Consider the following 25,413-nt stretch of genomic DNA (forward strand, 5'->3'; position numbering starts at 1 on the left):
CGCGCAGCGAAAAGTTTTTTCGCGGAGGGTGTTGCGCTCCGTGACCCCGGAGCGAAAAAATAAAATCTATGGTTGGGAGAATTCATTTCTCCCAACCATACCCCGACCCGCGCCGCGGGGCGCGAAACCGGGGGTATCGCAGAACTGCGCCAAGATGTCTTGGCGCAGTTCTGCGTATCCAGGGGGATTGGATCCCCCTGGAATCCATTAGTGGTGGAACAGCCGCATGCCGGTAAAGGCCATGACGATGCCGTACTTGTTACAGGTGGCGATGACGTGGTCGTCCCGGATGGAGCCGCCGGGCTGAACGATATACTGCACGCCGGATTTGCGGGCCCGCTCCACGTTGTCGCCGAAGGGGAAGAAGGCGTCGGAGCCCACGGTGACCCCGGACTGGGTGGTGATCCAGGCCTTTTTCTCCTCGGCGGTGAGTACCTCGGGTTTGACCTTGAAGGTGTTCTGCCACACTCCCTCGGCCAGCACGTCCTCGTACTCGTCGGAGATATATACGTCGATGGCGTTGTCCCGGTCGGGGCGGCGGATGCCGTCCACGAACTGGAGGCCCAGCACCTTGGGATGCTGGCGCAGCAGCCAGTTGTCCGCCTTGGAGCCCGCCAGACGGGTGCAGTGGATGCGGCTCTGCTGGCCGGCGCCCACGCCGATGGCCTGGCCGTCCTTCACGTAGCACACGGAGTTGGACTGGGTGTACTTCAGGGTAATGAGGGAGATGAGCATATCCCGGCGGGCCGCCTCGGGCAGATCCTTGTTATCGGTGACAATGTTGTTCAGAAGGGCCTCGTTGATCTCGTAGTTGTTGCGGCCCTGCTCAAAGGTGATGCCGAACACGTCCTTGTGCTCAATGGCCTTGGGGACGTAGTTGGGGTCGATCTGCACCACGTTGTAGCCGCCCTTGCGCTTGGTTTTCAGCACCTCCAGGGCCTCGTCGGTGTAGCCGGGGGCGATGACGCCGTCGGACACCTCCAGGGCCAGGTAGCGGGCGGTCTGCACGTCGCACACGTCGGACAGAGCGGCCCAGTCGCCGTAGGAGCACAGCCGGTCGGCTCCCCGGGCCTTCACATAGGCGCAGGCGATGGGGGAGAGGTCCATACCCTCGGCAAAGTAGATCTGCTTCTCCACGTCGGTGAGGGGGGTGCCCACGGCGGCGCCGGCGGGGGAGACGTGCTTGAAGGAGGCGGCGGCGGGCAGACCGGTGGCTTCCTTCAGCTCCTTCACCAGCTGCCAGGAATTGAGGGCGTCCAGGAAGTTGATATACCCCGGCTTGCCGTTGAGCACCCGGATGGGCAGCTGGCCCGACTCCATGAAGATGCGGGCGGGCTTTTGGTTGGGGTTACAGCCGTATTTCAGTTCCAGTTCCGTCATGACGGTGCCTCCTTACGCTTCGTGCTTGTTGAGGATGACCGTCTCCCAGCTGCCGGTCATGATGTCGATATAGCGCACAAACAGGGAGACCTTGTTGTCCTCGTTCAGGTTGTCCCAGATCAGCTGGGCAAACTCCTGGGGGGTCTTGCTGTCGATGGCCACCTGCTCCGGCTCCCCCTCGAAGGAGGGCAGGGGGTCGCCGTCCCCCATATAGGTGTGGATGAAGTGGCCCTGGCCCGCCAGGGGGGACTCGTAGGTGAAATAGTACCGGCGGCAGGAGGCCGGGTCCCCGTCGGCGCTCTTCAGGATGGACAGGACGTAGTCCCCCTCCTTCTTCACCAGGCCGGAGATCCGGGGGGTGTAGTTGGGCCCGTCGGGCTCGAAGGTGCGGGTGTGGAGGGCCTGGGAGAAGGTCTTGCCGGCGGCCAGCCCCTCCCGTACGGTGTCGGTCTGGTCCCCGTTGGTGACGATGGTGGAGGCGCCGAACACCCGGACGGGGTTGTAGATGATGAGGGAGGGGTCGGTCATCTTGGAGGGATCGTGGGCCTGGGTGCGGATGCCGTCGGGGGTCTCCACAAATACCCGGTTGCGGGAGTTTTCGCTGCGGCCCATGATGAAGTAGGCGATGACCGCCTTGGTGTCGTCGGCGGAGCGGCCCAGCACGATGCCCCGGCCGGGGTAGGGATTGGAACGCAGCAGTTGGGCAAGATCCAGAGTTTTCATATCACAGTTCCCCTTCCTGAATAAGTACGGTCCGCCCCTCCACCGAGAGGCGGCCTTCACAAAACAGGGAGACAGCCTTTGGCAGGATGATCCACTCGGCCTGCTCCATCACCCGGCGCTGGAGGACCTCCGGGGTGTCCCCGGGCAGGATGTCCACCGCCTTTTGCAGCACGATGGGGCCGCCGTCGGGCTCCTCGTTGACGAAGTGGACGGTGGCGCCGGTGACCTTCACGCCGTAGGCCAGGGCCTTTTCATGGACGTGGAGGCCGTAATAGCCCGCCCCGCAGAAGGAGGGGATGAGGGCGGGGTGGACGTTGAGGATGGCGTTGGGGTAGGCCGCTACCATCTCCTCGGTGAGGATGTGCATAAAGCCTGCCAGCACCACCAGGCCGATGTCCAGCTCCTTCAGTCTGGCTACCAGGGCCTGGGTCATGGCACGGTTGGAGTCGTATTCCTTCCGAGCCACCACATAGCCGGGGATACCCGCCTTTTGAGCCCGCTCCAGGGCGTAGGCCCCTGCCTTGGAGGAGATCACCGCGGTGATCTCCCCGTTTTTCAGCTCGCCCCGGTTCTGAGCGTCGATGAGGGCCTGGAGGTTGGTACCGCCCCCGGAGACCAGTACGGCGATCTTTGTCATACCAGCTCCACTCCCGCCTCGCCGGCTACCACCGAGCCGATGACATAGGCCTGCTCACCGGCCTGGTCCAGCAGCGCCATGGCCTGGTCGGCCTGACCGGCGGGGACGGCCATGATGAGGCCGATGCCCATATTGAAGGTGTTGTACATATCCCGCCGGGGGATGCCGCCCTTCTCCTCGATCAGGTCGAAAATGGGAAGACGGGGGAAGGAGTCCAGCTGGATCCGGGCGGTGAGGCCCTCGGTCATCATCCGGGGCACGTTCTCATAGAAGCCGCCGCCGGTGATGTGGCTGATGGCGTGGATGTCCACCCCGTCCTTCAGCAGGGCCTGGACGGCCTTGACGTAGATGCGGGTGGGGGTGAGCAGGGCATCGCCCAGACTCTGGCCCCCCAGCTCGGCCACCGGGGCCTTCAGGTCGGCGTGCTCTACGTCGAACACCTTGCGCACCAGGGAGAAGCCGTTGGAGTGGACGCCGGTGGAGGCCAGGCCGATGAGAGTGTCTCCCTCCGCCAGAGCCTTGCCGTCAATGATCTTCTCCTCGTCCACAATGCCTACGGAGAACCCGGCCACGTCGTAGTCCTCCTCGGGCATCATGCCGGGGTGCTCGGCGGTCTCGCCTCCCACCAGAGCGCAGCCGGCCTGACGGCAGCCCTCGGTGATACCGGAGACAATTTCGGCGATGCGGGCAGGATTATTTTTGCCACAGGCGATATAGTCCAGGAAGAACAGGGGGGAGGCTCCTCCACAGATAATGTCGTTGACGCACATAGCCACGCAGTCGATACCGATGGTGTCGTGCTTGTCCATCAGCTGGGCAAGGCGCAGCTTGGTGCCCACGCCGTCGGTGCCGGAAACCAGCACCGGGCGCTTCATACCGGACACGTCGGGAGCGAACAGGCCGCCGAAGCCGCCCAGAGTACCCATAACGCCGGGGATATAGGTGGATTCCACCATGGGGCGTATGCGCTCTACCGACTCATAGCCGGCGGTGACGTCCACACCGGCCGCGGCGTAGGATTCGGAGTGAGAGTTTTTCATAGCGGTCATTCCTTTCCGGTCCAGCAATAGGTGCAGATCTTGTCCCGATCCAGGCCGATGGCTTCCAGCAGGCCGTCCAGGGACTGGTAGCCCAGGGAATCAAAGCCCATCTCCTCGCAGATGGCCTTGAGCATGCACTGGCCCCGCTCCGTGTTGGAGTCGGCATACTCCTCCAGGTGGTTCTGGCCCTCGTCCCCCTCCAGCTCCTGGATGGTGCGGCGGGCCAGCAGCTCCATGTCGGAGTTGCTGCGGGAGAAGTTGAGGTACTTACAGCCGTACATGATGGGGGGGCAGGCCGAGCGCATGTGGACCTCCTCGGCTCCGGACTCGTAGAGGAATTCCACCGTCTCCCGGAGCTGAGTGCCCCGGACGATGGAGTCGTCCACGAAGAGCAGCTTTTTGCCCTCAATGAGCTCGGGCACGGGGATCTGCTTCATTTTGGCCACCTGGTTGCGGGCCTCCTGATTGGCGGGCATGAAGGACCGGGGCCAGGTGGGGGTGTACTTGACAAAGGGGCGGGCGAAGGGCTTGCCGCTGCGGTTGGCAAAGCCGATAGCGTGGGGCACGCCGGAGTCAGGCACCCCCGCCACATAGTCCACCTTGGGCAGCTGACCCTTGTGGATCTCGTCCCGGGCCATGATCTCTCCGTTGCGGTAGCGCATGACCTCCACATTGACCCCCTCGTAGTTGGAGTTGGGGTAGCCGTAGTAGGTCCACAGGAAGGCGCAGATCTTCATCTGATCCCCGGCGGGGGCCAGGGTTTCCCAGCCGTCGGCGGTGACCTTCACGATCTCGTTGGGGCCCAGCTCATAGGCGTCGGCGTAGCCCAGCTTGTGATAGGCGAAGGATTCAAAGGAGACGCAGCAGCCTTCCTCATTCCGGCCGATAAGCACCGGCAGCCGGCCCAGCTTGTCCCGGGCGGCGATGATGCCGTCGGGGGTGAGCAGCAGCAGGGTACAGGAGCCGTCGATAGCCTCCTGGGCATAGCGGATGCCGGAGACCAGGTCGTCCTTCTGGTTGATGAGGGCGGCCACCAGCTCGGTGGAGTTGACCTTTCCCGAGCTCATGGCCATGAACTGGTGGCCCCGGTGGCTGAAATACCGGTCCACCAGGTCGTCGGCGTTGCGGATATGGCCCACGGTGATGATGGCGTACATCCCCAGGTGGGAGCGCATGAGCAGGGGCTGGGGATCGGTGTCGCTGATACAGCCGATGGCGGCGTTGCCCTGGAACTCCGCCAGGTCCTTGTCGAACTTGGTGCGGAAGGGGGTGTTCTCAATGTTGTGGATCTGCCGCTGGAAGCCCCGCTGGGGATCGTACACCGCCATGCCGCCCTGCTTGGTGCCCAGGTGGGAATGGTAGTCGGTGCCGAAAAACACGTCCAGCACGCAGTCACGCTTGGAAATGGTCCCGAAGAAGCCGCCCATACCTTACTTGTCCCCCATCAGACGGCGCATGACCTCTTCATAGGCCTCCTCCGCACCGCCCAGATCCCGACGGAAGCGATCCTTGTCCAGCTTCTCATGGGTCTTTTCGTCCCACAGACGGCAGGTGTCGGGGGAGATCTCGTCGGCCAGCACGATGGTGCCGTCGGAGGTCTTGCCAAACTCCAGCTTGAAGTCCACCAGGTCGATGCCGATCTCCTTCATGAAGCCGCGCAGCAGGTCGTTGACGGCAAAGGCGTACTTCTTGATGAGCTCGATCTCCTCAGCGGTGGCCAGCTTAAGCGCCAGGGCGTGGTAGTCGTTGATGAGGGGATCGCCCAGGTCGTCGTTCTTATAGGAGAACTCGATGGTGGGCTGGTCGAAGGGGATACCCTCCTCCACGCCGTAACGCTTGGCGAAGGAGCCGGCGGAGATGTTGCGGATGATGACCTCCAGGGGGACGATGGACACCTTTTTCACGGCGGTCTCCCGGTCGGACAGCTCCTCCACATAGTGGGTGGGCACGCCCTTCTCCTCCAGGCGGCGCATCAGGTTGTTGGTCATCCGGTTGTTGATGGCCCCCTTACCGGTGATGGTGCCCTTTTTCAGGCCGTTGAAGGCGGTGGCGTCGTCCTTGTAGGATACGATGACCACGTCCGGATCGTTGGAGGCGTAAACCTTCTTCGCCTTGCCCTCGTAGAGCTGCTCCTTCTTCTCGTAAGCCATGACACGATACTCCTTTATCATTCAAAATATAGATCTCTTACAGTTTATCGCCAATGGTGCGGTCCTTTTCCGCCACCTCGGCGGCCATGTCGGCCTTGAACTGGGCCAGCTTGCCCGCCAGGTCCGGGTCGGACAGGGCCAGCATCTGGGCGGCCAGGATGGCGGCGTTGTCGGCGCCGTCCACCGCCACGCAGGCCACGGGGATGCCCTTGGGCATCTGCACCATAGACAGCAGGGAGTCCAGGCCTCCCATCATGGAGGTCTTGATGGGCACTCCGATGACCGGGAGGGTAGTGTAGGCGGCCAGCACGCCCGCCAGATGGGCGGCCTTGCCGGCGGCGGCGATGATGACCCCAAAGCCGTTGTCCTTGGCCTGGGAGGCAAACTGCTCCGCGGCGGCGGGGGTGCGGTGGGCGGAGATGACCCGCACCTCGGCGGGGATGCCGAAGGACTGGAGACGGTGGACGCAGGGACGCATGGTGTCCAGGTCGGAGTCGGACCCCATGACGACGGCAACTTTCTTGCTCATATGCTTCCTCCTGTGGAACCTGATTTTTTTTCGGGGAAGAAAAAAATAAATCAGGGCACCCGGTACTCGGATACCCTGAGCTTATTTTTCCTGTGTCCCGGTGGGCATTTGGGTGCCGTGGACGTTGTGAAACCATGCTCGCAGACCATGCAGCGGTGACATCCCGGTACCCCCCACGATTTGTTCTCATACAAATGATATCGGATTTTCCCGTTCATTGCAAGGGCGAATGTGGATTTTTGGCTTCTTCCACAAGTTTGGCGAAAAAAGGATAGAAAGCCTTGTGGAAGAAGGTAGTGGCCGGAGAGGGACAGGCCCTTTCCTTTCAGCGGGGCGGAAGTATAATGTGGTCTGAGGAGTGAGACTATGAGACCAAGCGGAGAGACATACCGGACGTTGTTTTTATCCACCTTTCAGCTCAGTGCCTGCACCTTCGGGGGCGGTTTCGTCATCATCCCACTGATGCGGCGGAAGTTTGTGGAGGACCTGGGGTGGATCGGGGAGCAGGAGATGCTGGACCTCACCGCCATTGCCCAATCCTCTCCGGGGGCCATTGCCGTCAACGCCTCCATCCTGGTGGGCTACCGGGTGGCGGGGCTGGCGGGGGCCCTGCTGACGGTGCTGGGCCTGGAAAGTCAACCCGATCTGGGTCATGGTGGGAGCGGGCTGCGCTGGCCTGATCCTATATTCCGTTTTTTAACAGCTAAAATGGCCGCCCGGGGGCGGCCATTTTTCACAGCAATCTGTCTCCATACCTTGTTTCAGGGAGGGCGGATGGCTCAAGTCCTGCCGCTTACCGCCTGGAATACCGCTACCGACCGGGGACCGATCTCCAGGCTGTTTCCCCGGAACAATTCTCCGGCGGCAAAGGGGTCTGGGCAGGCGGTGTGGAGCACCAGGCTCCACCGCATCCCGGCGGGCAGCTCAGGGAGGACCTGACGGTGGGCTTCCCAGTGGGCGTTCACCGCCAGCAGCACCATGTCGTCGGCGGTGTCCTCCTGGTTGCGGCCGGTGAAGAGCACCCCGATCTGCCGGGTCTGTTCGTCCATCCTGGCGTTCCAGGGGGCCCCGTTGTGGAGGGACACCGAGGGCCAGCCGCACAGGGCGGGGGTAGTCTCTCCCCGGACGATGGGGTGGGCCTTCCGGAAGGCGATCATCCGGGAGACAAAGTCGAACAGATCCCGGTGGGTCTCCAACCGGCTCCAGTCCAGCCAGGAGATCTCATTGTCCTGGCAGTAGGAGTTGTTATTGCCGAATTGGGTGTTGGCGAACTCGTCCCCCGCCAGGAACATGGGGGTGCCCCGGCTGCACAGCAGCACGGCAAAGGCGTTTTTCATCAGCCGGCCGCGCAGGGCCAGGATGGCCGGGTCGTCGGTGTCCCCCTCCACGCCGCAGTTCCAGCTGTTGTTGTCGTTGGCCCCGTCGGTGTTGTCCCAGCCGTTGGCCTCGTTGTGCTTTTCGTCGTAGGAGTACAGGTCGTGGAGGGTGAAGCCGTCATGGCAGGTGAGGAAGTTCACCGAGGCGTTCTGCCGCTGGGAGGGGGGGTACAGGTCGGCGGAGCCGGTGATGCGCTGCACCGCCGCCCAGGCCTTGCCGCCGTCTCCCTTGAGGAAGCACCGCAGGTCATCCCGGTACTTGCCGTTCCACTCGGCCCACCGGTTCCAGGAGGGGAAGGAACCCACCTGGTACAGCCCGCCGGCGTCCCAGGCCTCGGCGATGAGCTTCACCCGGCCCAGGATGGGGTCGAAGGCCAGGCTCTCCAGCAGGGGGGGCTCGGAAAGGGGGGCCCCGTCGGTGTCCCGGCCCAGGATGGAGGCCAGGTCGAACCGGAACCCGTCCACCCGGTACTCCACCACCCAGTACCGCAGGCAGTCCAGGATAAACTGTCGCACCACCGGGTGGTTGCAGTTCAGGGTATTGCCCACTCCGGAGAAGTTGTAATATTTCCCGTCTGGGGTGAGCATGTAGTAGATGTTGTTGTCCAGCCCCTTGAAGGAGAAGAAGGGGCCCTGCTCGTTGCCCTCGGCGGTGTGGTTGACCACCACGTCCAGAATGACCTCGATGCCGTGCTCATTGAAGGCGCGAATCAGCTTTTTCAGCTGGGTGCCCTCGTGGTTGAACTCGGTGGTGGCGGTATAGCTGGTGTTGGGGGCGAAAAAGCAGATGGTGTTGTACCCCCAGTAGTTGAGCACCTGCCGGCCGTCCACCATGCGCTCGTCGGCCATTTCGTCAAACTCAAAGATGGGCATCAGCTCCACCGTGTTTACCCCCAGGGACTGGAGGTAGGGGATCTTTTCCAGCATCCCCTCAAAGGTGCCCGGATGCCGCACCCCGGAGGAGGAGTGCTGGGTGAAGCCCCGGACGTGGGCCTCATAGATGATCATGTCCCGGAAAGGGAGATGGGGGGTGTGGAAATTGCCCCAGTCGAAGATGTCCTCCACCACCCGGGCGTGGTAGGAGAAGCCGGGGGTGAGGTCCACCCCCCACACGCTCTGACCGGTTACCGCCCGGGCGTAGGGGTCCAGCAGGAATTTGGTACGGTCAAAGATCAGGCCCCGCTGGGGGTCATAGGGGCCGTCCATCCGGTAGGCGTACTCAAATTCCCGGATATCCAGGTCGAACACGATCATGGAGTAGGTGTTGCCGATGCGGAAGTTCTCCGGGAAGGGGAGGACGGCGAAGGGCTCCTGCTGAGCCCGGCGAAAGAGGCAGAGCTCACAGTAGGTGGCGTTGATGGAGTGGATGGTAAAGCTCACACCGCCGGGCACCACGTTGGCGCCGTTGAGCAGGAAGTGGCCCGGACGCACCCGATAGCCGGCAATGACGTCGGTGGCGGGCAGGGGCTTGATGGGCAGGGCGGTGGCGGCGTTGAGGGAGGGAAGTGAGACCATGAAAAAGGCTCCTTTGGCAAGGTGGGCGCCGCAGTACGCGGCGCCCACCGAACTTATTTGGCGTAGTAGTTGATCAGGCACCCCGCAAGAACGATATCTCTTTCCTCACGGGTCATGCCGGGCAGCTTCAGGTTGACGGCCTTCTCCACACCGTTCTGGATGAGGGTGGCGGGGATCTCCTCGGCCCCGCTGTCCAGGGCGGAGCGCACGCCGGGGATGTACAGCCTGTCGCCGGGCTGGATGTTCCAGTCCTTGACCTCCTCGGCGATGAAGGGCAGCATGCCCCAGTTCACCACGTTGGAGCGGTAGCGCTTGGTGGCGTACTCGGCGGCCAGGTTTGCCACCCCTCCCAGCACCCGCTGGCAGGAGGCGGCCTGCTCCCGGGCGGAGCCGTCGCCGGGCTTGAGGGCCATCACCAGGGAGCCCAGGCCGGTGTCCTTGCCGTCGTGGCCCATGAGGGCTTCCTTCACTTCGGGAGCCTCCGGGTCGGCGCGGCGCAGCTTCTCCACCGCCAGGATCTCCTTGGCCCGGGGGACGTACTGGGGATCCTTCCGGCTCAGGGCAAACTCGGAGAGCTTGATGGGGTTGGAGCGGTAGGAGGAGGTCTCGCCGGAGGGAATGAGCTCGTCGGTGGTGGTGACGGGGTCGTAGATGGCGGAGCACACGGTGAGCAGCAGGTTCTCCGGCAGGGCCACCTGCTCCGGCCAGTCGGCGATGTTGGGCCCGAACACCAGCTCCTGGCTGGGGTCGGCCTTGCCCACGCCGAAGTACACCCGGGCCTTGTAGGGGGTGGGGTCATAGGCAAAGGGCTCCACAGCGGGGTCCACGGGGGCGCTGGGCAGCTCGTCGGCCCCGGTGAGGGCGCCGCCGTTGAGGGCAGTGGCGGCGATGGAGCGGGCATCCATCAGGGCCACGTAGGAAACCTGGCCGTCGGAGGGCTTGGAGCCCTCCCGGTTGGGGAAGTTCCGGGTGGAATGGCGGATGGAGAAGGCCCCGTTGGCGGGCACGTCGCCCGCGCCGAAGCAGGGGCCGCAGAAGCAGGAGCGGATGGAGGCCCCGGCGGCCATCAGGGAGGAGATATAGCCCCGCTTTGTCAGCTCCAGGTTGACGGGCTGGCTGGTGGGGTAGACCGACAGCCAGAAGGCATCGGAGCCGATGGCCCGGCCCTCCAGGATCTGGGCCGCCCGGACGATGTTCTGGTAGGTGCCGCCGGAGCAGCCGGCGATGACCCCCTGGTCCACCATGAATTTGCCGTCCACAATCTTGTCCAGCAGGGAGGCGGGTTTGCTCTTCAGCTTGAGCTGCTGCATGGTGTCCTCGTCCACCTGGTGGAGGAGATCGGCCATGTTCTCCTTGAACTCTTTGATGGTGTAGGCGTTGGAGGGGTGGAAGGGAAGGGCGATCATGGGCCGGATCTGGTCCAGCTCCACCTCGATCACGCCGTCATAGTAAGCGCCGTCGGCGGGAGCCTGGGGCTTGAACTCATCCCCCCGGCCCAGCACTGCCAGGTGGTCCTTCAGGGTGTCGTCGGCACACCACACCGAGGACAGGCAGGTGGTCTCGGTGGTCATCACGTCGATGCCGGAGCGGTAGTCCATGGACAGGTTGGCCACGCCGGGGCCAAAGAACTCCATGACGGCGTTCTTCACGGTGCCGTCCTTGAAGGTGGAGCGGATGAGCTCCAGGGCCACGTCCTGGGGGCCCACCCCGGGGATGGGAGCGCCGGTGAGATAGATGGCGATGACCTTGGGGTAGGAGATGTTGTAGGTCTTTTTCAGCAGCTGCCGGGCCAGCTCGGGGCCGCCCTCGCCCACGGCCATGGTGCCGTAGGCGCCGTAGCGGGTGTGGGAGTCGGAGCCCAGGATCATCTTGCCGGGGGCGGCGTACCGCTCACGCATGTAGGAGTGGATGACGCTCTGGTGGGCGGGGACGAACTCGCCGCCGTACTTCTTGGCGGCGGACAGGCCGAACACGTGGTCGTCCTCGTTGATGGTGCCCCCCACGGCGCACAGGGAGTTGTGGCAGTTGGTGAGGACGTAGGGCACCGGGAACTCCTTCATACCGGAGGCCCGGGCGGTCTGGATGATGCCCACGTAGGTGATATCATGGGAGGCCATGGCGTCGAAGCGGATGGCCAGCTCCTCCATGGAGCCGCTGATGTTATGGGCCTTCAGGATGCCGTAGGCCATAGTGCCCTGTCTGGCCTGCTCCGGAGCGGGCAGGCCGGCGGCGGGGCCCTCCTGGGCGGGGATGAAACCGCCGTTTTTATAGTACATTCCCTCACGGGAGATCTTCAGCATAGGATTCCCTCCAATACGATAACTTGGCGTCTGGCGCTCAGTACCTTTTATAATAGCAATCCTTAGCGAAAATTGCAAGAGATTTGCGCTCCTCCTGCAATGGAAAGAGGGCTGCCGCGCCTTTTGCGCGACAGCCCCCGGCAGAGCGGGTCAGTCCTTGTGGTCCTCCACGATTTCGCCGTTGCGGAAGGCCTGGACCAGGGCCATCAGGTCGTCGATCTGCTCCTGGAGCTGGCGGCCCACGTCGGTGCCGGCGATCTTCATCCGGGACTCCAGCCGCTCGAACACCACCGAGGTGGAGGCGATATCCTGGTTCTCCCGGATAGCGTTGGCCCGGCCGGCAAAAGGTTCATGGGATACCAGCCGGAAGCAGGCGGAGTTGTAGATCAGGGTATAGCCGGCAATGCCGGTGGTCTTTTGATAGGCTTTGCAGAAGCCGCCGTCGATGACCAGCAGCTTGCCGCCCCCCTTGATGGGGCTCTCCCCCTTCTTGGACTTCACCGGCACATGGCCGTTGATGATGTGGCAATGGGGCCCCTCCAAACCGAATTGCTTGAGCAGATCCTCACAGACGGCGGGGTCGTTGTACAGCTTGTAGTAGGCGTTTTTAGGCTCGGTCCAGGTGGACTCGTCCAGAATGAGCCTCCGCTCGAAGGTGGTCATCCGATCCCGGCCGAAGATGGGGCTGTTGCGTCCCGCCCACAGGAACCAGAGGAAGTCCATGCCAAACTCCCGCTCCGCGGTACCCGGTTTGTTGTAGTAAGCCTGGCGGGCGCTCTGGTCGGCGTAATCCAGGAAGGCCTTGCCCGACAAAGTCTTGCCCCCAATGGTAAAGGACTGGAGCTGGCCGTCCTCGGTCATAGGGATGCAGCCGTGGAAAAGTAGGTTGTCATTGTAGATCTTGTACAGGGATCCCTTGGAGTAGAGGAAACGGACGTGGCGCTGGAGCTTCTCGCTGTGGCGGAAAGAGGCGGTGAGCTGATTGATGAGGGTGCTCTCCTCCTCGGTGAGGGTGTAGGGATCATTGGGGTCCACGGTGGGGAAGTCCACATCCTCCAGAGGATAGGTGACGCCGTCGATGGTGACGCACCTGTTGTCATAGTCGATCTTGTCCAGCAGCAGCCGGTCGGCCATGCCGAAGCAGGGGTTGCGCAGCAGCTTCTGCCCCTCCAGCTTGAAGAGGATGATGGTGATGGCCTTGTGCATCCGGGCGGCCAGCAGCTTATCCTTTTCGGTGTAATGGGCGGCGTCCTCATTGGTGAGCTTTACCTCGAAGCGGTGGATGTCGCAGTCCTTGTACACCTCGTTGGCGAAGACCGACAGGGGCCGCAGGGAGATGCCATAGCCGGTCTCGATGACCTCCAGGTTGTTGTACCGCAGGGAGTTGGCCAGCACGGTGGCCACCAGAGTGCGGGAGCCGGAGGCCGCGCCCATCCACAGCACGTCATGGTTGCCCCACTGGATGTCCACGCTGTGATACTCCATCAGGGAGTCCAGGATGATATCCGCCCGGGGGCCCCGGTCGAAGATATCCCCCACCAGGTGGAGGTGGTCCACCGCCAGACGCTTGATAAGCTCGCACAGCTGCACCAGGAAGTTGGAGGCCCGGTCAATGTCAATGATGGTGGCGATGATATTCTCGTAATAGTCCCGCTTGTCGCTGTCCTCGTAGTGGGTGTGGATCATTTCATCGATGATGTAGGCGTACTCCGGGGGCATAGCCTTACGGACTTTGGAGCGGGTGTATTTGGAGCTTACCTCCCGGCACATCTCAATAAGCCGGTGGAAGGTGATGCGGTACCACTCCCGCATGTCGTCGGTCTCCCGTTCGATCTCCTCCAGCTTCTCCTGGGGGTAATAGATGAGGGTGGCCAGCTGGTCCAGGTCGGCCTTGGACACGGTGGTGGCGAACAGGTCGTCCAGCTTCTCCCGTACCACGCCGGAGGCTGAATTGAGGATATGTAAAAAGGCCTCGTATTCTCCGTGGACATCGGAGATGAAGTGTTCGGTGCCCTTTGGCAGGTTCTGAATGGCATGGAGGTTGATGATCTCGGTGCTGGCAGCCTGGACATTGGGGTACTGCCGGGCCAGCATCTTCAGATAGTGGAGATTTTCCGGGCGGTATCTTTGCTTGCTTTCCATGGCGGGGGCCTCCTTCAAGGGTTACTGAATGGTAAGTTTGTTTCATTATCCCACGTTGCGGCTCAGGTTTCAAGAGATAAAGAGAGGGAAATAGGGCTTGACAGGGGGAATCAGGATAATAAAATGGAAGTAATGACAAAAGAAAAGAGGAGGGGCGGCGTTGAAGGAGCTGAAACGGCTGTTGAGCTACCTGGGCCCCTACCGGCGGGATCTGTTCATCGGCAGCCTGCTGGTGCTGGTGGAGACCGCCTTCGAGCTGGTGATCCCGGTGCTGATGGCGGACCTCATCGACGTGGGGGTGGAAAACCGGGATCTGCACTTCATCATGGTGAAGGGGGTCCAGATGGGGGTTTGCGCCCTGCTGGCCCTGGTCACCGGTCTGATGTACGCCAAGTACGCCGCCCGGGCGGCTTACGGCTGGGGGGCAAGGGTGCGGGAGGCCCAGTACGAGAAGGTGCAGGACTACGCCTTTTCCAACCTGGACAAATTTGAGACCGGCTCCCTGGTCACCCGGATGACCACCGATGTGACGGTGCTCCAGAACGCCGTCAACGGCGGCCTGCGGCCCCTGGTGCGCAGCCCGGTGATGCTGGTGATGGGGATGGGCCTGGCCTTCTGGATGAACGCCAGGCTGGCCCTCATTTTCCTGGTGTGCGCCCCGGTGCTGGGGTTCATCCTCTTCCTGGTGGTGCGTACGGTGGCCCCTATGTTTGCCAAGCTTCAGAAGGTGATGGACCGGCTGAACAACGTGGTGCAGGAGGGGCTCACCGCCATCCGGGCGGTGAAGGCCTTTGTCCGGGGAGAGTACGAGGAGGAGAAGTTTGAGCAGGTCAACCGGGAGCTGATGGATACCAGCCGCCGTACCTTCCGCCTGGCGGTGCTCAACCTGCCCGCCTTCCAGTGCACCATGTACACCGCCATCGTGCTGTTGCTGTGGTTTGGGGGCAACATGATCCTGACGGGTAGTCTGAAGGTGGGGGAGCTCACCGGCTTTCTCAGCTACGTGCTCCAGGTGATGAACTCCTTCATGCTCATTGCCAACGTGTTTCTGCTGCTCACCCGCTCTTTGGCCAGCGCCCACCGCATCGCCCAGGTGCTGGACGAGGAGGTGACCCTCGCCTCCCCGGTGGGGGCTCTCACCCAGGTGCCCGACGGCAGTGTGGACTTCGAGGGGGTGTCCTTCAAGTACCACGCCGACGCCCGGGAGTACGCCCTGTCCGGGGTGGACCTCCACATCAAGGCGGGGATGACGGTGGGCATCCTGGGGGGCACCGGCTCGGCCAAGACCACCCTGGTGCAGCTCATCCCCCGGCTGTACGACGCCACTGAGGGGGTGGTGAAGGTTGGAGGGCATGATGTAAAGGAATATGACCTGACAGTCCTCCGGGATGCGGTGGGCATCGTGCTGCAGAAGAACGTGCTCTTTTCGGGCACCGTCCGGGACAATCTGAAATGGGGAAATCCGGAGGCCGACGACGAGACCATCTGGGCGGCCTGCCGGGCGGCCCGGGCGGACGAATTTCTGGAGCGGATGCCCGGCGGCCTGGACGCCGACCTGGGCCAGGGGGGCGTCAACGTGTCCGGCGGCCAGAAGCAGCGGCTGTGCATCGCCCGGGCCCTGCTGAAAAAGCCAAAGATTTTGATTTTTGACGACTCCACCAGCGCGGTAGATACCGCCACTGAGGGCCAGATCCGCTCCGCCCTCAAGGATCTCACCGGGGTGACCAAGCTCATCATCGCCCAGCGGGTGACCTCGGTGATGTATACCGACCTGATCCTTATCCTGGAGGACGGGAAGGTCCACGCCGCCGGCACTCACCAGGAGCTGCTGGAGACCGACCCCATCTATCAGGAGATCTACGCGTCCCAGATGAAAGGAGGGGAGGAGGATGGCTAGACAGCTCAGCGCAAAAAAGCCCAAGCACCTGGCCTATACTCTGCGCACTCTGCTGTCCTATCTGGGCCGGCACAAGCTGCTGCTGCTGGCGGTGGCGGTGCTGGTCACGGTGAGCGCCGTGGCCAACCTGCTGGGCACCTATATGATCCGCCCGGTGGTCAACGGCCTGGCCACCGGAGGGGTGGAGGCCCTTGTAAAGGGAGTGGCCCTGACGGCTGCCATCTACGCCGCCGGAGCCCTGGCCGCTCTGGGATACACTCAGACCATGGTGCGGGCGGCCCAGAAGGTGCTTTACGACATCCGGCGGGACCTGTTTGCCCACCTCCAGACCCTGCCTCTGCGCTTCTTCGATACCCGCCGCCACGGCGACGTAATGAGCTATTTTACCAACGATGTGGATACCATCTCCGACGCCTTGAACAACTCCTTTGCCATGGTGATCCAGAGCTTCATTCAGGTGGCGGGTACCCTCACCATGCTGTTTATCCTCAACTGGCGGCTCACTCTGGTGGTGGCGGTGTGCTACGTGGTCATGTTCTGGTACATCCGCTTCAGCGGCAGGCGGAGCAAGGCCTACTACCGCAGGCAGCAGGCCGCCCTGGGGGATCTGGACGGCTATATCGAGGAGATGACGGCGGGCCAGAAGGTGGTAAAGGTGTTCAGCCATGAGGGGGAGAACCTGCGGCGGTTCCGGGAGAAGAACGAAGCCCTGCGGAAGGCGGGCACCGGAGCCCAGGGCTACGCCGCCACCATGATCCCGGCGGTGGTAAGCATCTCCTACATCAACTATGCCATTGTGGCGGCCATCGGGGGCTGGATGGCCATGGCGGGCATGACCGACGTGGGCAGTCTGGCCAGCTATCTGGTGTTCGTCCGCCAGGCCGCGCTGCCAATCAACCAGTTCACCCAGCAGAGCAACTTTCTGCTGGCCGCCCTGGCGGGAGCCGAGCGGGTCTTTGAGGCCATGGACCAGCCCCCTGAGGTAGACCAGGGCCTGGTGAAGCTGGAAAAGGAAGAGAACGGCTGGGTGTGGCGGCGGCCCGACGGCGTCGCTGTGCCCCTCCGGGGGGACGTGCGCTTTGAGGGGGTCACCTTCGGCTATGACGAAAACCGGCCCATCCTGAAGGATGTGAGCCTATTTGCCAAGCCGGGGCAGAAGATCGCCTTTGTGGGCTCCACCGGGGCGGGCAAGACCACCATCACCAACCTCATCAACCGGTTCTACGATGTGCAGGAGGGTCGGGTGACCTATGACGGCATCGACGTAAGGGATATTAAAAAAGACGACCTCCGCCGGAGTCTGGGCATGGTGCTCCAGGACACCCATCTGTTTACCGGAACCATCGCTGACAACATCCGCTTCGGCAAGCTGGACGCAACCCAGGAGGAGGTGGAGAAGGCTGCCAAAATCGCCAACGCCCACTCCTTCATCTCCCGGCTGCCCCAGGGGTATGACACTCTGGTCACCGCCGACGGGGCCAACCTGTCCCAGGGCCAGCGGCAGCTGCTGGCCATTGCCCGGGCGGCGGTGGCTGACCCGCCGGTACTCATTCTGGACGAGGCCACCAGCAGCATCGATACCCGCACCGAGGCCCTCATCGAAAAGGGCATGGACCAGCTGATGGAAGGACGGACCGTATTTGTCATCGCCCACCGCCTGTCCACCGTCCGCAACGCCAACGCCATCATGGTGCTGGAACAGGGACAGATCGTGGAGCGGGGGAGCCATGAGGACCTGCTGGCCCAGCGGGGGGAGTATTACCAGTTGTACCACGGTATGTTTGAATTGTCCTGATTGGAGTTGACCTATGTCAGAAATCATTGAGATCACCGACCTGTCCCATCCGGCCCTGGACGTGTATGCCCGGCTCACCCAGGCCCAGCTCCGCAGCCGCCGCCACCCGGAGAAGGGGGTGTTCATCGCCGAGAGCCCCAAGGTTATTGCCAACGCGTTGAAAGGGGGGTGCAGGCCCCTTTCCTTTCTCATGGAGCGGCGGCACATCGCCGGCCAGGGGGCGGAGCTGCTGGCGGCCTGCCCCGGGGTGCCGGTGTACACCGGCGACCGGGAGGTGCTGGCGGAGCTTACCGGGTACGAGCTGACCCGGGGCATTCTGTGTGCAATGGCCCGGCCCAAGCCGCTGGCGGCGGAGGAGGTAATGGCCGGGGCACGGCGGCTGGCGGTGCTGGAGGGTATCGTGGACGCCACCAACGTGGGGGCCATCTTCCGGGCGGCCGCCGCCCTGGGCATGGACGGGGTGCTGCTGAGCCCCACCTGCTGCGATCCCCTGAGCCGCCGGGCGGTGCGGGTGAGCATGGGGGCGGTGTTCCAGATCCCCTGGGCCCGGCTGGGGGACTGGCCGGAGGGGGGACTGGCCCTGCTGAAAGAGGCGGGATTTGCCACGGCGGCCATGGCCCTCAGTCACCGGGCGGTGTCCATCGACCATCCGGCTCTGGCCTCGGAGGACAAGCTGGCTATCCTGCTGGGCACCGAGGGAGACGGCCTGGCCGGGGAGACCATCGCCCGGTGCGACTATACCGTGTGCATCCCCATGGCCCATGGGGTAGACTCCCTCAACGTGGCTGCCGCCAGCGCCGTGGCCTTCTGGGCCCTGAGAACAAAAGAGGAGCCGCCTTCCCGATGAAGGCGGCTCCTGTTGGTTTTGTCCGTCAAAAACGGTACAGGTTCCTCATCTCCACTTTTCACTCTGGTTCGTTCCGCCCCCTCATCCGGCCCTACGGGCCACCTTCCCCCCTGAGGGTGGAAGGTTTTGCGCCAATGCAGACGGTACGATTTTGCCTGTAGGGGCGATGATCAATCGCCCGCCGCTGCCCCTCAGGAGGTGAGCAGCAGAATGTCCCTGGGGGCCAGCTCCAGCCAGAGGGGGCTTTTGCCCGCCAGAGGGGCCCACCGCTCCTTTTCCAGCTCGATGCGCAGCCGGGAGAAGCCCTGGTCTCCGCCAGGAGTGGACAGCATGACCACAGTGGAGAACACGTTCTCCACCACCCGCTCCACCTGGCAGGGCAGCCGGTTGGGCCCGGGGCCCTCCACCGGCCGGATATAGTGGGCCCGGACGCCGATGTGGGTCAGACCCTCAGGCACCGGCCCCTCCGGGGTAAGAGTCACCCCCCAGTCCAGGGCCTCCACCTTGCCGTCTGCCGCCGCCCTGGCACGGGATACGTTCTTGCACCCGGACAGCAGGCAGGCCGACAGGGTGCGGGGGGCCTCGAACAGTTCTTTCACCGGCAGCACCGGCTGGGAGCGGCCGTTGTCCAGCACGCAAACCTCCCTGCACATCCGCTGGACCTCGTCACGGTTGTGGGTGACGAAGAGCACCGGCCCGGGGAAGGAGGCCAGCAGGTCGGACAGCTCCAATTCCACCTGCCACTTCAGATAGCTGTCCAGTGCGGAAAAGGGCTCGTCCAGCAGCAGCACCTCCGGCTGGCTGGCCAGGATGCGGGCAAGGGCCACCCGCTGCTGCTGGCCGCCGGAGAGCTGGCCGGGGCGCTTGCCCTCCTGGCCCTCCAGCCAGAGGGAGGAGATGAGCCGGGCCACCGTCTCTTTCCGGCGGGCTTTGTCCCGCACCCCCACGGCAATGTTCTGGGCCACCGTCATGTTGGGGAAGAGGGCGTAGTTCTGGAAGAGATAGCCCACCCGCCGTTTCTGGGGAGGGAGGTTAATGTGCTGCTGGGAGTCGAAGAGCACTCTGCCGTCCAGCACGATGCGGCCCCGGTCGGGCTTTTCGATCCCGGCGACACACTTGAGGGTGAGGCTCTTGCCGCAGCCCGAGGCCCCCAGCAGGCCGGTGACCTGGTTGTTTTCGCTCTCAAAGGAAACATCCAGCCGGAACTTGCCGAAATCCTTGTGGATGTCCACCTGCAAGGCCATCACTCCACCTCCCCGGATACCGCCGCCGCCCGGCGAAGGGGGCGGCCCTGCTTTTTCTCCAGCATATTCACCGCCAGCAGCACCACGGCAGAGATGGCCAGATTGATGAGCACCCACACCATGGCTCCCTCATCGTCCCCGGTGCGCCAGAGCTGGTAGACGGTGGTGGAGATGGTAGCGGTCTTGCCGGGGGTATACCCGGCGATCATAGCGGTGGCGCCGTACTCTCCCAGGGCCCGGGCAAAGGCCAGCACCGTGCCCGCCAAAATGCCCTGCTTGCAGTAAGGCATCATCACCCGCCAGAAAATCCAGGTGTTGGACCGGCCCAGGGTGCGGCCGGCGTGGGCCAGGTTCTGGTCGAAGGACTCAAAGGCCCCCCGGGCGGTGCGGTACATCAGGGGGAAGGCCACTACTGCCGAAGCGAAGATGGCGGAGTACCACACCATGGTGAGCCGGGTGTCCAACACCGCCAGAAACCACAGCCCGAGGGGCCGCTTGGGCCCCAGCAGCCGCAGCAGGAAGTAGCCCACCACGGTGGGGGGGAGCACCAGGGGGAGGGTGAGCACCACGTCCAGTGCGCCCTTCACCAGCCGGGGGAGTTTGGCTACGTAATAGGCGGCGGCGATGCCCAGGAAGAAGATGAGGGCGGTGGAGATGGCGGCGATGCGCAGAGAATTGAACAGGGGATAGAGATCCATGGATGCACCTGCCTTTATCAAAGGGTCCTGCCGCATAGCGGCAGGACCAAATCATTACTGGAGCACCGTAAAGCCCACGCCCTCCAGAACGGAGATGGCGCTCTCGTCGGTGTGCAGGTAGTCCAGGAAGGCCTGAGCGGCGGCCTGGCTGGCCTCGCTGCCGCCGCACTTGAGCACGGCGGCGGGGTAGATGACCTGGTCGCACATGTCGGCAGTGGCCTGATCCACCACGGTGAGCGCATAGGTAAAGGCGTCGGTGGCGTAGATGATGCCACAGTCCACCGCGCCCTCCTTCACCTGATTGGCTACCTCGGACACGTTGGAGGCGTAGGTCACCTTGCCGTCGGCCTCCAGGGCGGAAATGTCGATGCCCAGGGTGTCCAGGATCTGGAGGGAATAGGCTCCCACAGGCACGTCGTCGTTGCCCAGGCAGAGCAGCTCCAGCTTGTCGCCGGCCAGGTCGGAGAAGGATTCAATGCCCTTGGGGTTGTCGTCGGGCACCGCCAGCACCACCTTGTTCTCCACCAGGTCGATGCGGGTGTCGGACAGAACGAAGTCCAGCCCTTCGTTGGTGCCGGTGGTGTCGGCGGCGTCCAGCTGGTTCATCTGCTTCTGGGCGGCAGAGATGAACAGGTCGCACACCGCCCCCTCCTCGATTTGGGTCTTGAGGGTGCCGGAGGAGTCAAACGTGAAGATCAGGTTCACGTTGGGGGCCGCTTCCTTGTAGTCCTCAGCGATCTGAGTCAGGGTGGCCTCCATGGAGGCGGCGGCAAACACCACCACGTCCACATCCTCGGCGGCGGGGGTGGTCTCGCCGGTCTGGGCGGGAGTGGTCTCGACGGCAGGGGTCTGGCTGTTCCCAGCGGGGGTCTGGGCGGAACCGCCGCCGCCTCCGCAGGCGGCCAGGGACAGCCCCATGGACAGGGCCAGGGCGAGGGTTACCAGTTTTTTCATGCTGCATTCTCCTTTACAAAATGGTAGGCGGCCCCGTTTCCAGGAGCGCCCCGGCCCGCTGCCATGGCGTGGACCGCTTTAGGCGATACGGGCTCGAAGAATTTATGTCAACGGGCCAAAAGGCCCGGAACTTGCAGCGTCAGCCCGGCTGGGCGCAGTTGTGGGCGGTCCCCCTTAAAATCTCCAGGCCGTGGCCCAGGGCGGGGAGGATGTACTCCAGGCACTCCCGCACCGCCTTGGGGCTGCCGGGCAGGTTGACCATGAGGGTCTGTTTCCGGATGCCTGCCGCCGCACGGCTCAGCATGGCCCGGGGGGTGATCTGGAGGGACTGCCACCGCATGGCCTCGGCGATGCCGGGGGTGGGGCGTTCCACCACCGACAGGGTGGCCTCCGGGGTGAGATCCCGGGGGGAGAATCCGGTGCCTCCGGTGGTGAGCACCAGGTCGGCCAGGTCGTTGTCGCACAGCCGCTTCAATTCCGAGGACAGAGGCTCCAGCCCATCGGGCAGCAGGGCGGTGTGGACCACCTCATAGCCTGCCGCCTCCACCATGTCCCGGATCACCGGGCCGCTTTTGTCCTCCCGCTGACCGGCGTAGCCGGCGTCGCTGAGGGTGATAATGGCTACCCGCATACTCAGCCCTCCTCCACAATGGTGAGATCATCCCCCACCGAAATGGTGCCCCCGTGGAGCACCTTGGTGAACACGCCCTCCCTTGGCATGATGCAGTCCCCCATGACCTTGTAGATCTCACAGTGAGCGTGGCACTGCTTGCCCACTTGGGTGAGCTCCAGCACCACGTCGTTGCACTGAAATTTCGTGCCGATGGGCAGGGTCTTGAAGTCGTAGCCCTCCACCACCAGGTTTTCTCCAAAGGCGCCGTCATCCACCACAGCCCCTCTGGCCCGGAAGGCCTCTACCTGCTCATGGGAGAGGAGGGACACCTGCCGGTGCCACTTGCCGGCATGGGCGTCCCCCTGGATGCCCCAGTCCTCCACGAACTGGGCGGAGCCCACGTTTTTCTTCTGAGTGCCCTTCTGTTCACTGACACAGACAGCGATCACTTTGCCCATGTGCTTATCCTCCGATCTGGTTCATGTTCCGGCCCTCGTCCCGGGCCTGGGCCCCGCCGCCGAAGTGGTGGCTGGCGGGCTTGCGGAAAATGGTCTCTCTCATGGCGGCCAGCAGGGCGTCGTCCTCCGCCCCCGCCTCCAGCAGGGCCTTCAGGTCCACTCCCTGGTCGTATTGCAGGCAGGTCTTTAAAAATCCGGTGGCGGTGAGCCGTACCCGGTTGCACTGGTGGCAGAACTGGTGGGTCATGGCGCTGATGAACCCCACCCGGCCGGTGAAGCCTGCGAAGGTTACATAATGCCCGGGACCGTCGCCGCCTCCCTGATCGCAGGGCAGGGCGGGGCCGAAAGCGGTCTCCAGCATGGAGCGTACCTCCGCCTCGGTGCGGCGGGGGAGGGTGGAGCCCAGACCGATGGGCATCAGCTCAATGAAACGCACATCCAGCCGCCGGTCCCGGGCCAGCTCCGCCAGAGGGACCAGCTGGCCGTCGTTCTCCCCGGTGGGGACGCAGTTGAGCTTCACCCGCAGGTGGGGGGCGGCCAGGGCGGCCTCCAGTCCCTCCAGGGCCCGGGGCAGCTCGTCCCGGCGGGTGAGGGCGGCGAACTGGGTCCGGTCCAAAGTGTCCAGGCTGAGATTCACCCCGTCCAGCCCCGCCGCCAGCAGGCCGGGCAGCTGGTCGGCCAGCAGCAGGCCGTTGGTGGTGAGGGTGACCGACCGGATGCCGTCGATGGCCTTCAGAGCCCCTGCCAGCTCCGCCAGGCCCCGGCGCACCAGGGGCTCTCCACCGGTGAGCCGCACCTTCTCCACCCCCAGGCGGCTGGCCGCCCGGACGATGCGGATGATCTGCTCGTAGGAGAGCACCGCCCCGTGGGGCACCCACTCCACCCCCTCCGCCGGCATGCAGTACCGGCAGCGCAGGTTGCAACGGTCGGTGACCGAGATCCGCAGGTAGCTGATCTCCCGGCCGAACTGGTCAAGCATGGCCCATCTCTCCTCTCACATAGTCCAGCAGGAAATTTGCCACGGCGGCCCGGTCGTTGAGGGGCAGGGTGGGGGCCCCCTCCGCCGTCAGGGGCAGGTCGGTGACCAGGGCCAGCAGGGAGGAAGGCTCGGACACCGGAGCGTCCGAGTTGCCCCTCCGCACCAGCTCCAGCTTGGGCAGCGCGCTGTGCTTGAACCCCTCCAGCAGGATCAGGTCGGCTTCCGGGAACTGGGCCATGAGGAAGTCCTCTGTCACCGGCTGCCTTTTCACGATTTTGAACTTCTCCCCGTCGAAGATGGCGGTGCCCGCCGCCCCGGCGGCCATGAAGCGGCCGGTGTCGGTGCCCGGCGGGTCCGGGTCGAAGGAGTGACCGTCGTGCTTGATCACCGCCACGGTGAGCCCGGCGGCGGTGAGCAGGGGGAGGATCCCCTCGATCAGGGTGGTTTTGCCGGAGTTTTTCACCCCGGAGATGGCCACCGCCACAGGCTTACTCACGGTCGTACACCCCCGATTTGCCCCCCTCCTTGTGGACCAGGTGGATTTCGCCCAGCTCCATGCCCTTGTCAATGGCTTTGCACATGTCGTAGATGGTGAGCAGGGCCACGGTCACCCCGGTGAGGGCTTCCATTTCCACCCCGGTCTTGCCGGAGAGCTTCACGGTACAGGTGGCCCGCACGGCGCAGTCTGCCTCCAGAATCTCGAAGTCCACCGACAGGTGGCTGAGCAGCAAGGGGTGGCACAGGGGGATGAGCTCCCAGGTGCGCTTGGCGGCCATGATGCCCGCCACCCTTGCCACCCCCAGCACGTCCCCCTTGGCGGCGGTGCGGCCGGTGATGGCGTCCAGAATGGGGCGGGTGACCTTGATGGTGCCCTCGGCCACCGCCGTGCGGAAGGTGGGGGCTTTGTCGGTCACATCCACCATAATAGCGTTGCCCGCCTCGTCAAAGTGATTGAACACGGGTTCCATAATAACCTCCTGAACAGTTGGTTGGGCGCGGCCCCGAAATGATCCGGCTTGTCTGCCGGGAAAAGATTCTTCGCCCCTTTGGGGCTCAGAATGACAAACGGGGCCTGTCTGGCTACAGCAGCCAGACCTGAACGGCCTGTCCCGCCTCCGCCGGAGGCGACCCGGTGGGGAGCTCCACCAGACAATCGCACTCCACCATGGAGGCCAGCTGGCCGGAGGAGTGGCCCTCCGGCAGGGTCACATGGCCCTCCCCATACCGGCCCCGGAGGAACCGGCGGGTGGGACTGGCTTTGGGGAAGGGGGTGTCCAGCACCCCCTCCATCTGCCGGGGAAGCAGATGAGGCTCCTCCGCCAGGGCGGCCAGCAGGGGCCGGGCCAGCAGCTCAAAGGTGGCGGCGGCGGCGAAGGGGTTACCAGACAGGGACAGGATGGGCTTTCCTTGATAGGTCGAGAACATGGCGGGAGTGCCCGGCTTCACCCGCACCCGCCAGAACACCCGCTCCGCCCCCAGCAGGGGGAGAGCCTGGTGGAAGATATCCTTGTCTCCCACCGATACCCCGCCGGTGGTGATGAGGGCGTCGCAATCTGCCAGCAGTTCCCTCATGGCCTCCGCCACGGCGGTGGGGTCGTCTCCCCGGTGGGCGGTCTGTACCCGGTACCCCAGCTCGGTCAGCCGGGCGGCCAGGAGGGTCTGGTTGGCGCTGTAAATTTTGCCCGGGGGCAGGGGGGCGCCGGGGGCCACCACCTCGTCCCCGGTGGTGAGCAGGCCCACCCTGGGCCGGCGGCGCACCGGTACCTGGGCGATGCCGGCGCTGGCCAGCACCCCCAGGGCGGCGGCGTCCAGCCGGGCCCCCGCCGGGAGCAGCCGGGTGCCCGCCCGGTAGTCCTCCCCCTGATAGACGTAGTTCTGGCCGGGGGAGAGGGGGGTGTACACCGCCACCGGACTGCCCCGGTCGGTGTGCTCCTGGGCCACCACGCAGTCGCAGCCGGGGGGCAGCATGGCCCCCGTCATGATCCGGACGGCCTGGCCGGGGCCCACAGGTGTTTTGGCCTGGTCTCCGGCGTACAGGGTATCCACCACCGCCAGCACCGCCGGATGGTCCTGGGAGGCCCCGGCGGTATCGGCGGAGCGGAGGGCGTAGCCGTCCAGGGGGGAGCGGTCGAAGGG

At 64.1% G+C, this 25,413-nt stretch carries 22 protein-coding genes, 1 pseudogene and 1 riboswitch; of the genes and pseudogenes, 4 read left to right on the plus strand and 19 right to left on the minus strand.

The annotated features are described in order from the left end of the window. Window positions 1-207: 207 nt before the first annotated feature. The 7 genes from H6B51_RS02315 to purE are packed head-to-tail and all read right to left on the minus strand — an operon-like array spanning window position 208 to window position 6,459. On the minus strand, window positions 208-1,380 hold the full coding sequence (locus H6B51_RS02315) for a phosphoribosylaminoimidazolecarboxamide formyltransferase (RefSeq protein WP_204882144.1): 1,173 nt from the start codon (window positions 1,378-1,380) through the stop codon (window positions 208-210). 12 nt (window positions 1,381-1,392) lie between these two features. After that, on the minus strand, window positions 1,393-2,103 hold the full coding sequence (locus tag H6B51_RS02320; protein ID WP_204882145.1) for an IMP cyclohydrolase: 711 nt from the start codon (window positions 2,101-2,103) through the stop codon (window positions 1,393-1,395). A 1-nt stretch (window position 2,104) separates the two neighbouring features. Next, the gene (purN, locus tag H6B51_RS02325) at window positions 2,105-2,740 is read right to left on the minus strand and encodes a phosphoribosylglycinamide formyltransferase (RefSeq protein WP_204882146.1); all 636 of its coding nucleotides are present in this window, start codon (window positions 2,738-2,740) and stop codon (window positions 2,105-2,107) included. Then, complete coding sequence (gene purM / locus H6B51_RS02330) at window positions 2,737-3,780, minus strand: phosphoribosylformylglycinamidine cyclo-ligase (RefSeq protein WP_204882147.1); 1,044 nt, start codon at window positions 3,778-3,780, stop codon at window positions 2,737-2,739. Before purM ends, purN begins: the two co-directional genes overlap by 4 nt. Window positions 3,781-3,785: 5 nt before the next feature. After that, complete coding sequence (locus H6B51_RS02335) at window positions 3,786-5,207, minus strand: amidophosphoribosyltransferase (protein WP_204882148.1); 1,422 nt, start codon at window positions 5,205-5,207, stop codon at window positions 3,786-3,788. A 3-nt stretch (window positions 5,208-5,210) separates the two neighbouring features. Beyond that, window positions 5,211-5,930, minus strand: a complete 720-nt coding sequence (purC, locus tag H6B51_RS02340) for a phosphoribosylaminoimidazolesuccinocarboxamide synthase (protein WP_204882149.1) — start codon at window positions 5,928-5,930, stop codon at window positions 5,211-5,213. Between the two features lie 37 nt (window positions 5,931-5,967). Further along, the gene (gene purE, locus H6B51_RS02345; RefSeq protein ID WP_204882150.1) at window positions 5,968-6,459 is read right to left on the minus strand and encodes a 5-(carboxyamino)imidazole ribonucleotide mutase; all 492 of its coding nucleotides are present in this window, start codon (window positions 6,457-6,459) and stop codon (window positions 5,968-5,970) included. 366 nt (window positions 6,460-6,825) lie between these two features. Here purE and H6B51_RS18280 point away from each other — a divergent pair, with 366 nt between their 5' ends. Continuing rightward, a complete protein-coding gene (locus H6B51_RS18280; protein ID WP_335342088.1) occupies window positions 6,826-7,398 on the plus strand; it encodes a chromate transporter in 573 nt (190 codons plus the stop codon). Here the strand turns inward: H6B51_RS18280 and glgX are convergent. The 3 genes and pseudogenes from glgX to H6B51_RS02365 form a co-directional block, all read right to left on the minus strand. After that, window positions 7,320-9,350 (minus strand): annotated as a pseudogene (gene glgX, locus H6B51_RS02355) (glycogen debranching protein GlgX); the annotation flags it as partial. The gene H6B51_RS18280 and the pseudogene glgX sit on opposite strands and share 79 nt — an antisense overlap. A 53-nt stretch (window positions 9,351-9,403) precedes the next feature. After that, window positions 9,404-11,650: a hydratase gene (locus tag H6B51_RS02360; protein WP_204882152.1), complete on the minus strand. Its 2,247-nt coding sequence runs from the start codon at window positions 11,648-11,650 to the stop codon at window positions 9,404-9,406. A 150-nt stretch (window positions 11,651-11,800) separates the two neighbouring features. After that, entirely contained in the window at window positions 11,801-13,792 is a 1,992-nt protein-coding gene (locus tag H6B51_RS02365) for a fructose-1,6-bisphosphatase (RefSeq protein WP_204882153.1), read from the minus strand. 160 nt (window positions 13,793-13,952) lie between these two features. Between H6B51_RS02365 and H6B51_RS02370 the strand changes: the two genes are divergently transcribed. Genes H6B51_RS02370 through H6B51_RS02380 form a run of 3 tightly spaced genes read left to right on the plus strand, consistent with a single transcriptional unit; the run spans window position 13,953 to window position 18,331 of the window. Next, the gene (locus tag H6B51_RS02370; RefSeq protein WP_204882154.1) at window positions 13,953-15,689 is read left to right on the plus strand and encodes an ABC transporter ATP-binding protein; all 1,737 of its coding nucleotides are present in this window, start codon (window positions 13,953-13,955) and stop codon (window positions 15,687-15,689) included. Further along, on the plus strand, window positions 15,682-17,484 hold the full coding sequence (locus H6B51_RS02375; RefSeq protein WP_204882155.1) for an ABC transporter ATP-binding protein: 1,803 nt from the start codon (window positions 15,682-15,684) through the stop codon (window positions 17,482-17,484). Before H6B51_RS02370 ends, H6B51_RS02375 begins: the two co-directional genes overlap by 8 nt. A 13-nt stretch (window positions 17,485-17,497) precedes the next feature. Then, window positions 17,498-18,331, plus strand: coding sequence for a TrmH family RNA methyltransferase (locus tag H6B51_RS02380; RefSeq protein ID WP_204882156.1), 834 nt, complete (start codon window positions 17,498-17,500; stop codon window positions 18,329-18,331). 191 nt (window positions 18,332-18,522) lie between these two features. Here H6B51_RS02380 and H6B51_RS02385 read toward each other — a convergent pair whose 3' ends face one another. The 9 genes from H6B51_RS02385 to H6B51_RS02425 form a co-directional block, all read right to left on the minus strand. Next, on the minus strand, window positions 18,523-19,575 hold the full coding sequence (locus tag H6B51_RS02385) for a sulfate/molybdate ABC transporter ATP-binding protein (RefSeq protein ID WP_204882157.1): 1,053 nt from the start codon (window positions 19,573-19,575) through the stop codon (window positions 18,523-18,525). Then, window positions 19,575-20,273: a molybdate ABC transporter permease subunit gene (gene modB / locus H6B51_RS02390; RefSeq protein ID WP_204882158.1), complete on the minus strand. Its 699-nt coding sequence runs from the start codon at window positions 20,271-20,273 to the stop codon at window positions 19,575-19,577. The genes H6B51_RS02385 and modB overlap by 1 nt, the downstream gene beginning before the upstream one ends. A gap of 54 nt (window positions 20,274-20,327) precedes the next feature. Continuing rightward, window positions 20,328-21,227 (minus strand): molybdate ABC transporter substrate-binding protein, encoded by a 900-nt coding sequence (gene modA / locus H6B51_RS02395; RefSeq protein WP_204882159.1) that lies wholly within the window; start codon window positions 21,225-21,227, stop codon window positions 20,328-20,330. Further along, a riboswitch (molybdenum cofactor riboswitch) is annotated at window positions 21,220-21,338 on the minus strand. Its footprint overlaps the gene before it by 8 nt. A 28-nt stretch (window positions 21,339-21,366) precedes the next feature. After that, window positions 21,367-21,858, minus strand: coding sequence for a MogA/MoaB family molybdenum cofactor biosynthesis protein (locus tag H6B51_RS02400; protein ID WP_204882160.1), 492 nt, complete (start codon window positions 21,856-21,858; stop codon window positions 21,367-21,369). Window positions 21,859-21,860: 2 nt separating this feature from the next. Next, a complete protein-coding gene (locus tag H6B51_RS02405) occupies window positions 21,861-22,298 on the minus strand; it encodes an MOSC domain-containing protein (RefSeq protein WP_204882161.1) in 438 nt (145 codons plus the stop codon). Between the two features lie 4 nt (window positions 22,299-22,302). Next, window positions 22,303-23,277, minus strand: coding sequence for a GTP 3',8-cyclase MoaA (moaA, locus tag H6B51_RS02410; protein WP_204882162.1), 975 nt, complete (start codon window positions 23,275-23,277; stop codon window positions 22,303-22,305). Next, the gene (mobB, locus tag H6B51_RS02415) at window positions 23,270-23,773 is read right to left on the minus strand and encodes a molybdopterin-guanine dinucleotide biosynthesis protein B (protein WP_204882163.1); all 504 of its coding nucleotides are present in this window, start codon (window positions 23,771-23,773) and stop codon (window positions 23,270-23,272) included. The genes moaA and mobB overlap by 8 nt, the downstream gene beginning before the upstream one ends. Then, window positions 23,766-24,245, minus strand: coding sequence for a cyclic pyranopterin monophosphate synthase MoaC (gene moaC / locus H6B51_RS02420; protein WP_204882164.1), 480 nt, complete (start codon window positions 24,243-24,245; stop codon window positions 23,766-23,768). Before moaC ends, mobB begins: the two co-directional genes overlap by 8 nt. Before the next feature lie 112 nt (window positions 24,246-24,357). Further along, window positions 24,358-25,413, minus strand: a 1,056-nt coding sequence (locus H6B51_RS02425; RefSeq protein ID WP_204882165.1) for a molybdopterin molybdotransferase MoeA, incomplete at its 5' end; no start/stop codon positions are given.

The organism is Pseudoflavonifractor phocaeensis (assembly GCF_016901955.1).
GTDB lineage: Bacteria > Bacillota > Clostridia > Oscillospirales > Oscillospiraceae > Flavonifractor > Flavonifractor phocaeensis_A.